This window comes from Streptomyces sp. R28, from assembly GCF_041052385.1.
Classification (GTDB): domain Bacteria; phylum Actinomycetota; class Actinomycetes; order Streptomycetales; family Streptomycetaceae; genus Streptomyces.
The window spans coordinates 5,095,546-5,107,728 of the sequence record NZ_CP163439.1 but is presented as its reverse complement, the minus strand read 5'-3'; the positions used below and the strand labels follow the sequence as shown (position 1 = coordinate 5,107,728).

At 68.8% G+C, this 12,183-nt stretch carries 9 protein-coding genes and 4 tRNA genes; 4 read left to right on the top strand and 9 right to left on the bottom strand.

All coding sequences use genetic code 11. The features are described from left to right. Window positions 1-4 precede the first annotated feature (4 nt). Together AB5J49_RS22620 and AB5J49_RS22615 are read right to left on the bottom strand one after the other, a co-directional pair. Complete coding sequence (locus tag AB5J49_RS22620; RefSeq protein ID WP_369170438.1) at window positions 5-256, bottom strand: DUF3073 domain-containing protein; 252 nt, start codon at window positions 254-256, stop codon at window positions 5-7. A gap of 314 nt (window positions 257-570) precedes the next feature. Next, window positions 571-1,659 carry a Leu/Phe/Val dehydrogenase gene (locus tag AB5J49_RS22615; RefSeq protein WP_369170437.1) on the bottom strand — a complete coding sequence of 363 codons (1,089 nt, stop codon included), beginning with the start codon at window positions 1,657-1,659 and terminating at the stop codon, window positions 571-573. Between the two features lie 220 nt (window positions 1,660-1,879). On the opposite strand from AB5J49_RS22615, the gene AB5J49_RS22610 reads away from it, so the two are divergent. Next, window positions 1,880-2,722 (top strand): hypothetical protein, encoded by an 843-nt coding sequence (locus AB5J49_RS22610; RefSeq protein ID WP_369170436.1) that lies wholly within the window; start codon window positions 1,880-1,882, stop codon window positions 2,720-2,722. Window positions 2,723-3,283: 561 nt separating this feature from the next. Beyond that, window positions 3,284-3,490: a developmental transcriptional regulator BldC gene (gene bldC / locus AB5J49_RS22605; RefSeq protein ID WP_003949541.1), complete on the top strand. Its 207-nt coding sequence runs from the start codon at window positions 3,284-3,286 to the stop codon at window positions 3,488-3,490. Between the two features lie 493 nt (window positions 3,491-3,983). On the opposite strand, the gene AB5J49_RS22600 is transcribed toward bldC, so the two are convergent. The 7 genes from AB5J49_RS22600 to AB5J49_RS22570 all read right to left on the bottom strand — a co-directional run bounded on the left by AB5J49_RS22600 (window position 3,984) and on the right by AB5J49_RS22570 (window position 10,837). Beyond that, window positions 3,984-4,178 carry a DUF6274 family protein gene (locus AB5J49_RS22600; RefSeq protein ID WP_369170435.1) on the bottom strand — a complete coding sequence of 65 codons (195 nt, stop codon included), beginning with the start codon at window positions 4,176-4,178 and terminating at the stop codon, window positions 3,984-3,986. A 422-nt stretch (window positions 4,179-4,600) separates the two neighbouring features. Then, window positions 4,601-4,675, bottom strand: a tRNA-Asp gene (locus AB5J49_RS22595). A gap of 94 nt (window positions 4,676-4,769) precedes the next feature. Next, window positions 4,770-8,714, bottom strand: a complete 3,945-nt coding sequence (hrpA, locus tag AB5J49_RS22590) for an ATP-dependent RNA helicase HrpA (protein ID WP_369170434.1) — start codon at window positions 8,712-8,714, stop codon at window positions 4,770-4,772. A gap of 156 nt (window positions 8,715-8,870) precedes the next feature. Next, a tRNA-Phe gene (locus AB5J49_RS22585) sits at window positions 8,871-8,944 on the bottom strand. Window positions 8,945-8,967: 23 nt separating this feature from the next. After that, a tRNA-Asp gene (locus tag AB5J49_RS22580) sits at window positions 8,968-9,042 on the bottom strand. Window positions 9,043-9,079: 37 nt separating this feature from the next. Next, window positions 9,080-9,152: transfer RNA gene (locus AB5J49_RS22575), tRNA-Glu, on the bottom strand. Between the two features lie 80 nt (window positions 9,153-9,232). Beyond that, window positions 9,233-10,837, bottom strand: a complete 1,605-nt coding sequence (locus AB5J49_RS22570; protein ID WP_369170433.1) for a metallophosphoesterase — start codon at window positions 10,835-10,837, stop codon at window positions 9,233-9,235. Window positions 10,838-10,922: 85 nt separating this feature from the next. Here AB5J49_RS22570 and AB5J49_RS22565 point away from each other — a divergent pair, with 85 nt between their 5' ends. Together AB5J49_RS22565 and AB5J49_RS22560 are read left to right on the top strand one after the other, a co-directional pair. Next, window positions 10,923-11,273 (top strand): metallopeptidase family protein, encoded by a 351-nt coding sequence (locus AB5J49_RS22565; RefSeq protein WP_369170432.1) that lies wholly within the window; start codon window positions 10,923-10,925, stop codon window positions 11,271-11,273. 118 nt (window positions 11,274-11,391) lie between these two features. Beyond that, complete coding sequence (locus AB5J49_RS22560) at window positions 11,392-11,940, top strand: hypothetical protein (protein ID WP_369170431.1); 549 nt, start codon at window positions 11,392-11,394, stop codon at window positions 11,938-11,940. Window positions 11,941-12,183: the final 243 nt, after the last annotated feature.

Below are 12,183 nucleotides of genomic sequence, written 5' to 3'. Positions count from 1 at the left end.
AAAGTCAAGCGCCGCGGCGCTGCTCCGAGGGGTCCTCGTCCTGATCCTCGTCGTCGTCCTCATAGAGGTCGGCGTATTTCGAGTACAGGTCGTCGTCCTCCTGCTCATCGTCTTCGAAGCGATCGCCGTTCGGCGATTGATTCGACGTCGATGCGCCCAGCTCCTCGGCCAGGCGTGAGAGGTCTGTCCCACCGCTGTTGTACTTCAGCTGGCGGGCGACCTTCGTCTGCTTGGCCTTGGCCCGGCCGCGCCCCATGGCTCGACCCCCTCAACGACGGGGCTCGACGGCCCCAGAGTCTGACACGCGTTCATGATCCGGAACGGACTCTCCGTGGAGAGGCCGGTCCGTAGGGCTTCCACGGTACCTGAGCCCGCGCCCATACGGTACGTCGCCCGCAGCACGCGCGTGTGCACAGGACCTTCGAGGCGCCCTGTCCTCGCTGGTCAACCGCGATTTTAACCACTTATTGGCGGTCGACCCGCCGGTAGAAGTGAGAGTTCTCTCCAACTGCCCACCGGCGGGTACCGGTCAAACCCCTGTGAGGGCCTTCGGCCGGACCGCTGGGTGGCTCAGCGCGCTCCGCGTGCCTCCGCCATCCGCTGCTCGGCGATCCGGTCGGCCGCGGCGGCCGGCGGAATCCCGTCCGTCTTCGCACGTGCGAATATGGCCAGCGTGGTGTCGTAGATCTTCGCCGCCTTCGCCTTGCACCGCTCGAAGTCGAAGCCGTGCAGTTCGTCGGCGACCTGGATGACGCCGCCGGCGTTCACCACGTAGTCGGGCGCGTAGAGGATCCCGCGGTCGGCGATGTCCTTCTCGACGCCCGGGTGGGCGAGCTGGTTGTTGGCGGCGCCGCACACGATCTTCGCGGTCAGGGCGGGCACGGTGTCGTCGTTCAGGGCCCCGCCGAGCGCGCAGGGGGCGTAGATGTCGAGGTCCTCGACGCGGATCAGGGTCGCGGTGTCGGCGACGGCCGTCACACCCGTCGGGTGCGCCGCGAGGATCCGCCCGACGGCCTCCTCGCGGACGTCCGTGATGACGACCTCGGCGCCCTCCGCCCGCAGGTGCTCCACCAGGTGGTGGCCGACCTTGCCGACGCCTGCGATGCCGACCTTGCGGCCACGCAGGGAGGGGTCGCCCCACAGGTGCTGGGCGGAGGCCCGCATGCCTTGGTAGACGCCGAAGGCGGTGAGCACGGAGGAGTCGCCCGCGCCGCCGTTCTCCGGGGAGCGCCCGGTCGTCCAGCGGCACGCACGGGCCACGACGTCCATGTCGGCGACGTACGTGCCGACGTCGCACGCGGTGACGTACCGACCGCCCAGCGAAGCCACGAACCGGCCGTAGGCCAGCAGCAGCTCCTCGGACTTGATCCTCTGCGGGTCACCGATGATCACGGCCTTGCCGCCGCCGTGGTCGAGACCGGCCATGGCGTTCTTGTACGACATCCCGCGCGCGAGGTTCAGCGCGTCGGCGACGGCCTCTTCCTCGGTCGCGTACGGGTAGAAGCGCGTACCGCCGAGGGCGGGGCCCAGAGCGGTGGAGTGGATGGCGATGACGGCCTTGAGGCCGCTGGCGCGGTCCTGGCAGAGCACTACTTGCTCATGACCCCCCTGATCCGAGTGGAACAGGGTGTGCAGGACGCCGTGTGTTACGTCGGTCACTGTGGTGACTCCTGAGTACTGGCGGCGATTGGAGCGAGCTCCCATGGGGGTGGCGGGAGCCGTGAGCATGAGATTAGACCCGTAGGCGCCTGACCACCCCGCAGTGCTCAGGATCACCTACTCCTGGAGTACAGCCGTGCGACGATTTGCATAGTTTTCCCGCACGTTTGTGAGCGGGTTTCGGAGGTTTTCCTGGCAGACGGCGGGGGAGGGAGCAGGCGTGCCCAAGGTGTCCTCGGTGATCGTCCCGTATGCGACCTATCTGCGCGTCTACGAGCCGCTGGCCGCCTTCCCGGAGCCGGAGCGCGGCCACTGGGACCGTTACGCCCGCCGCCCCGACCGCCCGTCGTACCAGGACGAACTGCGCCGCTCCCTGGCTGACTTGCTGCCCACCCCGCCCATCCCCGTGCCGGTGCACGAGAGCGGCGACGCCTTCGTGCTCGAGGTCGACGGGGTGCTGTGCGTGTGCCCGTGGCGCACCCGGCTGCGTGGCTGGCAGGCGCTGGGGGAGCTGGCCGACGAGCTGCCGAAGCCGGTCCTGGACGCGGCGCTGCCGGAGGTCGTACGGCGCCAGACGGCCCAGGACTACGAGCGCTGGCTGGCCCGCAACCCGGACGCCCGGCCGTGGATCCGCACCTCGACCTGGCAGGTGCCGCTGCACTGGTTCGTGCTGGTGTCGGACGAGGAGCGGCGCTTCGACAAGGGCTCGGGTGAGATCCCCCCGATGCTGCGCTACCGGACGCCCATGGTGGAGGCGCGGCGGCGGGTGGCGCGGGCTCTGAGGACGCTCAAGGACGCCATCGACGAGGGGCCGCTCATCGACGGCCTGGTGGACGTCGGGCGCTGGCTGGAGGAGTTCCACCCGCGCTCGCTGGTCGAGCTGGACTACGGCGGCCTGGTGCACGCCCTGCCGGCCGGCGAGCTGGAGGACGACCACTCGGCGGCCGATGTGGCCGACGGCATCGAGGCGCTGCGGCGCGGTGACGGGGCGGCCGCGGGGGCGGCTTACGGGCGGCTCGTGGAGCGGTGGCGGTCGGTGCGGGACCGGCGTTCGGCGAACTGAGCAGTCGGCCGGCCGGGTGTGATCTGGCGCACTCTGTGATGTAACGAACTGGCGTTTGACGGGCCGCCCGTTTTGGGGTTTCGTGCTCGTTCTGGGGTTCTTGATGCCTCGTCAACATCGGACGTAGTACCCGATACGGGCGTATGCATCAAGGGTGTGTCAACGCACGCAAGCGTGACGGACCGCACGTACGCGGCCCTTGCATCCCCAACCCCTCCTCGTGCCAAAATAGGACAAGGAGTCCGGGGAGGACTCTCTCTCGACATTCCACGCTTTGGGGGGTCTTGGGACTCCTGCACGCCCCTGTGACTGATCGTCACAGTGGCGTGACTGTCCGCTATGGCATGGTCCATCGGCTTCCGTCGCTGATGAACACCTGGGAGGGCAATTCCATCGGTTTGGCCGACGCGGCTGGACAGATGGTGTAGTTGTAGTGCCGAGGACAAGCCGTTCGTCCTATAACCGACTCGACTCGCGTCCGCCATTTCGGGCAACGCGGGTCAAGGTGCAGAATTTAGAGGAAAGAACCGAGAAGGTTCGGTTCTCCCGAGGAGGCCGCTCATGACCGCTCGCACCCCTGATGCCGAGCCGCTGCTGACCCCGGCTGAGGTTGCCACGATGTTCCGCGTGGACCCCAAGACGGTTACGCGGTGGGCAAAGGCCGGGAAGCTTACGTCCATCCGCACGCTCGGCGGGCACCGCCGCTACCGCGAGGCTGAGGTCCGCGCTCTGCTCGCGGGCATTCCGCAGCAGCGCAGCGAGGCCTGAACAACTGCATAACCGGGCAAAACGGGAGTTCCCCCAACTTCCGTGGCGCCCGAACCCTAGCTCCAAGCGACGCGGGTTCTGCCCCAACAGAGCCCACGCCCAAGCCGAACAGAGCTTCGCAGGCACGCAACAAGGGTGCGTCGTAGATCGCGCTGGACTCCGCCGGGTCCAGCGCGATCTTTTTTGTGTGCGGAGCGTGTGCTGACGGTGGTCCTGTGAGCGGGCTTGTCGGAGCCTGGGGAGGGGTGTCGGATCTCCTGTGGACTCGCCCCGGCCGGCCGCTCAGTGCGCGTGGGGCGATCTCCGGAAGCTGGTGCAATTGCACATATTAAATTGACCAGTTGTAGGTGGGGTGTAAGTACCGCACTTCCGGAAACTCATGCGGTGACACCCGTCACATGGCGTGGTGCTTGTTGCCTCTGGACTATGTGCGCTAAAGGAAGGCGTGCGCTCCAGCGCCCCACGGCAGCGCGGGAGTTGACGTCCGAGACGGTCACGCGGTGGAAGCGGTTTCGCCCTCGCTGACCTCGCGCGGAGCCGCCTGAGCGGTGCGCGGGGCGGAGCCCATCGCCAGCCGCAGCAGGTGATGGCAGATCGGGCAGTGCCGGGTGAGATGTCGGTAGGACGTGGCGGCTGACAGGTGCGCGCGGAGCAACGCCCGCGTTTCGTGCCTAGCCGACGCCGCCATACGCCACCTCCAGGGGCCATACGGGGAAAGTGCCCTGACTTCTGGGTACCGAGCGAATGTGACTCCGTCAAGGTGGCGTGGCGCTCCCCTGGTGGTGCCGCTTGAGGGTGCCGGGCCCTGTGGCTGCCGTCCGTGGGGGCTGCCGCCCCCAGACCCCCGCTTCGGCCCCGAGGGGCCTCGTCCTCAAGCGCCGGACGGGCTGATTGGTGCGGACAGGCGTCGAGAGGGCCTGCTCGCGGGCATGAGTAAGGCCCGCGTCCCTTGGCGGGATGCGGGCCTCTCGTTTCACTGCGGTCCTGACGGGATTTGCTGTGTTCGATTGCGGCTGCGCCGCGGGCGCGGTCTTTGTCTGGGCAGGGCCTGCTCGTGGACATGAGTAAGGCCCGCGTCCCTTGGCGGGATGCGGGCCTCTCGTTTCACTGCGGTCCTGACGGGATTTGAACCCGCGGCCTCCACCTTGACAGGGTGGCGAGCACTCCAAACTGCTCCACAGGACCAGGTTTCGCTGCGCTATTTGTGCGTTGCGCTGCGAGAAGAGACTCTACAGGAGGGTGAGCCCGCTGGTCGAACTCACCCAACGTACAGGCCTCGTTACGGCGCCAACGCGTCGATCGTCTTCACGATCCGCTTGTCGGAGATCGGATACGCCGTGCCGAGCGCGTGAGCGAAATAGCTGACGCGGAGCTCCTCCAGCATCCAGCGGACATCCAGCACCTGCTGCGGCACCGGACGCCCCTGCGGCATCTGCTCCAGCAGCCAGGCGTACTCGTCCTGCATCTCGTGGACCTTCGCCATGCGCGTCGTGTCGCGCTGGACGTTCGTCGGCATCTGCTGCAGACGGCGGTCCACCGCGATCAGATAGCGCATCAGATCCGGCATGCGCCGCAGCCCCGCCTCCGTCACGAAACCGGGCCTCACAAGGGCGTCCAGCTGCTTACGGACGTCCGTGAGGTTTGCCAGCAGGGCAGGGCTGCGTACGGCCTTCAGACGGCGCTCGGCGGCCTGCCAGGCCGCGAGGACCTGCTGCACCTGGCCCACCGTACGCACGGTCGTGTCGACGATCTCGGCGCGCACCTTGTCGTACAGCTTCCGATACGACTCCTCGTCCCAGGCCGGCCCTCCGAAGTCGCCGATCAGCTTGTCCGCCGCCGCCATCGCGCAGTCGTCGAAGAGGGCCTGGATCGAGCCGTGCGGGTTCGACGACAGCGCCAGCTTCTGCGCGTTCGTCAGCTTCTCCGAGGCGAACTTCGCCGGGTTGACCGGGATGTTGCGGAGGATGAGCCGGCGCGTGCCCTTCCACATCGCCTGCTGCTGCTCCGCCTCCGTGTCGAAGAGGCGTACGGAGACCAGGTCGCAGTCGTCCACCAGCGCCGGGTACGCCTTGACCGGCTGGCCGGCGCGGCGGGTCTCGAAAACGCGGGTGAGCGAGCCGATGGACCAGTCGGCCAGGCCCTGGCGCTCCAGAGACTCGCCGCCCTCGCGGGACGCCGTGGCCGCCGCGGCCTGGGAGAGGGCCTTGCGCGCCTTCGGCTTCAGGCGGAGTTTCAGGGCCTCCAGGTCCTTGTCCTCGGCCAGCTTGCGGCGCCGTTCGTCGACAATCCGGAAGGTGATGCGCAGATGCTCCGGCACCTTCGGCCAGTCGAAGTCGTCGGCGGTGAAGGGGACCCCGACCATGCGCTTCAGTTCGCGTGCCATGGTCACCGTCAGCGGCTCCTGCAAGGGAGTCGCCGTGTCGAGGAACCGCTTCGCGAAGTTCGGCGCCGGCACGTAGTGGCGGCGGATCGGCTTGGGCAGGGAACGGATCAGTTCCGTCACCAACTCCTCGCGCAGGCCCGGGATCTGCCAGTCGAAGCCCTCGTCCATGGCCTGGTTCAGGACCTGGAGCGGGATGTGGACCGTCACACCGTCCGCGTCCGCGCCCGGCTCGAACTGGTACGTCACCCGGAACTTCAGCGCTCCCTGCCGCCAGGAGTCCGGATAGTCCGCCTTGGTGACCGCCTCGGCCGACTCCCGGATGAGCATCTCGCGCTCGAAGTCCAGGAAGTCCGGCTGCTCGTGCCGCTTGTGCTTCCACCAGGAGTCGAAGTGGGCGCCCGAGACGACGTGGTCCGGGACCCTCTCGTCGTAGAAGTCGAACAGCGTCTCGTCGTCGACCACGATGTCCCGGCGCCGGGCACGGTGCTCCAACTCCTCGACCTCGCTGAGGAGTTTGCGGTTGTCGGCGAAGAACTTGTGGTGCGTGCGCCAGTCGCCCTCGACCAGGGCGTTGCGGATGAACAGCTCGCGGCTGACCTCCGGGTCGATCCGGCCGTAGTTCACCTTGCGCTGGGCGATGATCGGGACGCCGTACAGCGTGACCTTCTCGTACGCCATCACCGCCGCCTGGTCCTTCTCCCAGTGCGGTTCGCTGTACGTCCGCTTCAGGAGGTGCTCGGCGAGCGGCTCGACCCACTCCGGCTCGATCTTCGCGTTGACGCGCGCCCAGAGGCGGGAGGTCTCGACGAGTTCGGCGGACATCACGAAGCGCGGGGGCTTCTTGAAGAGGGCCGAGCCCGGGAAGACCGCGAACTTGGCGCTCCGCGCCCCCAGGTACTCGTTCTTCGCCCCGTCCTTCACGTCCTTCATGCCGATGTGGGAGAGCAGGCCGGCGAGCAGGGAGAGGTGGATGCGGTCGGCGGGAGCGTCCTCCTCGTTGAGGTGGATGCCCATCTGCTTGGCGACCGTACGCAGCTGTGTGTAGATGTCCTGCCACTCGCGGATGCGCAGGAAGTTCAGGTACTCCTGCTTGCACATCCGGCGGAACGAGGACGAGCCGCGCTCGCGCTGCTGCTCACGGACGTACCGCCACAGGTTGAGGTACGCGAGGAAGTCGCTCGTCTCGTCCCGGAAACGGGCGTGCTGCTGGTCGGCCTGGGTCTGCTTGTCGGCGGGGCGCTCGCGCGGATCCTGGATGGAGAGCGCCGCCGCTATCACCATGACCTCGCGGACACAGCCGTTCTTGTCGGCCTCCAGGACCATGCGGGCCAGGCGCGGGTCGACGGGGAGCTGGGCGAGCTTGCGGCCGCTGTCCGTGAGCCGCTTGCGTACGTCCTTCTGCGTCGGGTCCAGCGCGCCGAGCTCCTCCAGGAGCTGGACGCCGTCGCGGATGTTGCGGTGGTCCGGCGGGTCAATGAAGGGGAACTTCTCGATGTCGCCGAGGCCGGCCGCGGTCATCTGCAGGATGACGGAGGCGAGGTTCGTCCGCAGGATCTCCGCGTCCGTGAACTCCGGGCGGGCGACGAAGTCGTCCTCGGAGTAGAGGCGGATGCAGATACCGTCGCTGGTCCGCCCGCAGCGGCCCTTGCGCTGGTTGGCGCTGGCCTGCGAGATCGGCTCGATGGGCAGCCGCTGGACCTTGGTGCGGTGGCTGTACCGGCTGATCCGGGCGAAGCCGGGGTCGATCACGTACTTGATGCCCGGGACGGTGAGCGAGGTCTCGGCGACGTTGGTCGCCAGAACGATCCTGCGGCCGGTGTGGGGCTGGAAGACGCGATGCTGCTCGGCATGGGAGAGCCGGGCGTAGAGCGGCAGCACCTCGGTGAAGCGGTACTGCTTCTTGGTGAGGGCGTCCGCCGTGTCCCGGATCTCCCGCTCCCCGGAGAGGAAGACGAGGATGTCGCCCTTCCCCTCGCCCTGGAGCTCCTCGACGGCATCGCAGATCGCGGTGATCTGGTCGCGGTCGGCGTCCTCGGAGTCCTCTTCGAGGAGCGGCCGGTAACGCACCTCCACCGGGTACGTGCGGCCGCTGACCTCGATGATCGGCGCGTCGCCGAAGTGCCGCGAGAAACGCTCGGGATCGATCGTCGCCGAGGTGATGACGACCTTCAGATCCGGCCGCTTCGGCAGCAGCTGCGCGAGATACCCGAGCAGGAAGTCGATGTTGAGGGACCGCTCGTGGGCCTCGTCGATGATGATCGTGTCGTAGGCGCGCAGCTCGCGGTCGGTCTGGATCTCGGCGAGCAGGATGCCGTCGGTCATGAGCTTGACGAAGGTGGCGTCGGGGTTCACCTGGTCGGTGAACCGCACCTTCCAGCCGACCGACTCCCCGAGCGGCGTGTCCAGCTCCTCCGCCACCCGCTCGGCGACCGTACGGGCCGCGATACGGCGGGGCTGCGTGTGCCCGATCATGCCGCGCACGCCACGCCCGAGCTCGAGACAGATCTTCGGGATCTGCGTGGTCTTGCCGGACCCGGTCTCACCGGCCACGATCACGACCTGGTGGTCGCGGATGGCGGCCGCGATGTCGCTCTTCTTCTGGCTGACCGGCAGCTGCTCGGGGTATCTGACCTGGGGCACAAGGGTGCGCCGGGTGGCGATCCGCTCCTCGCCCCTGGCGATCTCCGCCTCGATCTCGGCGAGCACGGCGGCGCGTGCCTCCGGCTTACGGATCTTGCGCGCACCTTCGAGCCGCCGGCCGAGTCGCTGCGCGTCACGCAGGGAGAGCTCGGTCAGGCGGGGGGCGAGGGCGCCGAGGGCGGGGGCAGGGTGCGTAGACATACGCGATCCAGGATCTCATCCCGCCGAAATCCGTGGCGAACGCTTTTGCCGTCGGCGGTTGGGCGGGGTGCCTGCGGCGGCCGACTCGGCTGGTGGGTGCGAGTCTGCGGTGCGGAAAACAACAAGGCCCCGATCCGAAGATCGGGGCCTGAGCTGTGGCTGGGGCCGGGGTCGAACCGGCGACCTATCGCTTTTCAGGCGATCGCTCGTACCAACTGAGCTACCCAGCCACGAGGCCTACGAGAAGCCTCAGCGGTCCTGACGGGATTTGAACCCGCGGCCTCCACCTTGACAGGGTGGCGAGCACTCCAAACTGCTCCACAGGACCAAGCTGTGCGTACGACAGTGTCGCACACCATACTGCGTGCCCCCAACGGGATTCGAACCCGTGCTACCGCCTTGAAAGGGCGGCGTCCTAGGCCGCTAGACGATGAGGGCTATCGGCCCGCCTGGGCGCTTCTCAGCGCGTCGGGGACGTGAGAAGCATATGGGATGGCGGGAGGTATCGCCAAAACGGTTTACGGCGAGGGGTTGGGTGCGGGTGTGGGCGGCGGCGAGCCGGTCTGCGAGCCAGTCGGTGAGTCGGTCGGTGAGTCGGTCGCGCCCGGTTGGTTCTCCTCCACCAGGTTGCGCCGCACCTCAGCCGTCGTCAGGCCCAGGCCGCCCAGCTCGATCTCGTCCCAGGCCTGGAGGCGGTGGGTGTCGCGGTCGAAGTAGAGGATCGAGGTCTGGATGGGGTCGGGGTGTTTGCCCTCGATCGCACGCAGGCCGCTGCCACCGGTGGAGCCTTCGACGCGGAGGCGGGTGCCGTAGGGGAGGACCTCCATTTCCTGGTGGTGGATGTGGCCGGCCAGGGCCAGGGGGACCTCGCCGTCGGTCTGGCCGGCGGCGACCGGTTCGTGGGCGACGGCGACGTCCACGGGGGTGCCGGCGGCCTTCTGGTCGCGCAGGGACGTGGCCAGGCGGGCGCCTGCCAGTTCGTTGGCCGCGTCGCCGCCGGGGATCTTGGAGCGGTCGGGGGTGAACTGGGGGTCGCCGATGCCGGCGAAGCGCAGGCCCGCGACGGTCTGCGCCTTGCCGTCGTCCAGGACGTGGACGTTCTTGAGCTTTTCCAGGTAGCGCTGGGTGAGGTGGGAGTCGTGGTTGCCGCGGACCCAGACGTAGGGCGCGCCGAGGTCCTCGATGGGGTCGAGGAAGCCGTTCTCGGCGGCGGTGCCGTGGTCCATGGTGTCGCCGGAGTCGACGATCACGTTGACCTTGTACTGCTCGACGAGCGAGGCGATGATCTTCCAGCTCGCCGGGTTGAGGTGGATGTCGGAGACGTGCAGGACGCGGATGGTGCTCGGGTCGGGGGTGTAGGCCGGGAGCGTGGAGGTGGCGTCGTAGAGCTTGGTCACGTTGGTGACCAGGCGGGCCAACTCCTTCTGGTAGACGTCGAATTCGGTGACGATGCTGCGGGCGTTGCCCACCAGGGACGGTGCGGAGGAGAGCAGGCCGGAGAACTTCGGTTCCAGGACGGATTCGGGGTTCCAGGTGGCGTATGCCGTGCCGCCCGAGGCCGCCAGGAGGGTGAGGGCGAGGCCGCCGGCGGCCAGGGCGCGGCGGGGGCGGCGGTAGACGGCGAGGCCGAGGGCGGTGGCGCCGGTGACGACGGCGACGCAGCTGCGCAGGGCCAGGTCGCGGGTGCCGTGGGCGACGTCCTGGGTGACCTCGTCCTGGAGGCCGGAGAGGCGTTCGGGGTGGTCGACGAGGGCCTGGGCGCGGGCCGGGTCCAGCTGGTCGACGTTGACGTCCAGGCGGACGGGGGCGATGTGGCTGTCCAGCTGGAGGGCGCCGAGCGGGGAGACGTTGATCTTTGTGCCGCCGGTGATGGAGGGGCGCAGGGTCATCGTCGTGTTCATGGGGCCGACCGGGACGCGTACGTTGCCGACGATCAGCAGGCCGAGCCAGGCGCCGAGCAGGACGACGGTGACCAGGCCGAGGGCGCGTGTCCAGGGGTGGGGCTGGGTGACGAGTTCCGGGGTGGGGCTCGGGCGGCGGGTGGCGTAACGGCGGGCGAGGGCGCGTGGCGCCCTGGGGAGGGGGGCGAGAACCTTCCGGACTGCGGCGGGGACGCGGGCCATTGGTCCCGTATGCCCAAGTGCGCGGGTGGGTATGCGGGGCCGTTGGCGGCTCCTTCACGGCGGGTTCGTACCCGACAATGGGCCTGTGCTGGAGATGACGCGCGAGGAGTTCGAGGAACTGGTCGCCGAGGCGCTGGACCGGATTCCGCCGGAGTTGACGCGGCTGATGGACAACGTCGCGGTGTTCGTCGAGGACGAACCGCCCAAGGACGATCCCGAGCTGCTCGGGTTGTACGAAGGGACTCCGCTGACCGAGCGCGGGGAGTGGTACGCCGGGGTGCTGCCGGACCGGATCACGATCTATCGGGGGCCGACGCTGCGGATGTGTACGTCGCGGGAGGAGGTCGTCGAGGAGACCGAGGTGACGGTGGTGCACGAGATCGCGCATCACTTCGGGATCGACGACGCGCGGTTGCACGCGCTCGGGTACGGGTGAGGCGGCTTCCGGTCTTTCGGTGGCGGGCGTGTGTCCTGTCGCGCGGGGCGCGTGTCCTCTTGTGGGCGGCGGGAGTTGGGCAGGTTGACTTCTTCGCCCGCCCCTGGAGGTGGCTCCCGTGCGCCCCTTGTACGTACCTGTCCGTCTGGCCGCCACGGTGGTGGCCGTCGCCGCTGCCGCCGGCTGTATGAGCGTGGGTGACGACGCCGGAGGGGGGAGCGCGAAGCCCTCGCACTCCGCGGGTCAGCGCGGTGGTGAGGCGCCCGACGGAGGGTCGGCCGTGTCGGGCGGCGGGGCCGGGTACGGGGCGCATGTGGACGACCGCAAGCGGGAGAAGGAGAAGGGCAAGAAGCGCAAGGGGAAGGGCGAGAAGGGTGCCGAGGCGTCGGCGTCCGCCTCGGCCTCGCCGTCCGCGGCCGTGAGCCCGTCCGCTCCCGCGGGGGGCAAGCCGCCGGTCAATCCGGGGCAGAGCGACAAGCCGGGCCCCACCCGTACGGCCGAGCCGACGCCCACCCGGACGCCGGATCCGGAACCGACGCCGACCGAGCAGCCGACGTCCGCCGCGCCGACGCCCACGGAGGCCGAGCCCTCGTCGTCGGCGCACGAGGAGACGGGGCCGCAGCTGGCTCAGCGGGAGCCGGCGCCGACTGCGGGGGCGCCCGCCTGACGTCGGAGCGGCAGGGGCGAGGGGACGGTGGCGAGTGACGTTGCCTACACGGTTGACGGTCGGTTTGCCTTGGGGGGCCGGGGGTGCGTATGGTGGTAGATCGTTTGATCCCATTTGCCCGGCGCCACTGCAGAGCGCGCCGTGTGGCGCGTACTCTCCCTTGCCGTGGCTGACCGCATAGAGGCGGTCGTATTGCGAATCACGGAGTTGACGGGCGCGTGCCGACGAGACTCCGGAAGGTTT

What these genes read in the sequence shown, in the direction of transcription:
- AB5J49_RS22620 (WP_369170438.1), bottom strand. Translation starts at nt 256, where the DNA reads ATGGGGCGCGGCCGGGCCAAGGCCAAGCAGACGAAGGTCGCCCGCCAG.
- bldC (WP_003949541.1), top strand. Translation starts at nt 3,284, where the DNA reads ATGACCGCTCGCACCCCTGATGCCGAGCCGCTGCTGACCCCGGCTGAG.
- AB5J49_RS22600 (WP_369170435.1), bottom strand. Translation starts at nt 4,178, where the DNA reads ATGGCGGCGTCGGCTAGGCACGAAACGCGGGCGTTGCTCCGCGCGCAC.
- hrpA (WP_369170434.1), bottom strand. Translation starts at nt 8,714, where the DNA reads ATGTCTACGCACCCTGCCCCCGCCCTCGGCGCCCTCGCCCCCCGCCTG.
- AB5J49_RS22570 (WP_369170433.1), bottom strand. Translation starts at nt 10,837, where the DNA reads ATGGCCCGCGTCCCCGCCGCAGTCCGGAAGGTTCTCGCCCCCCTCCCC.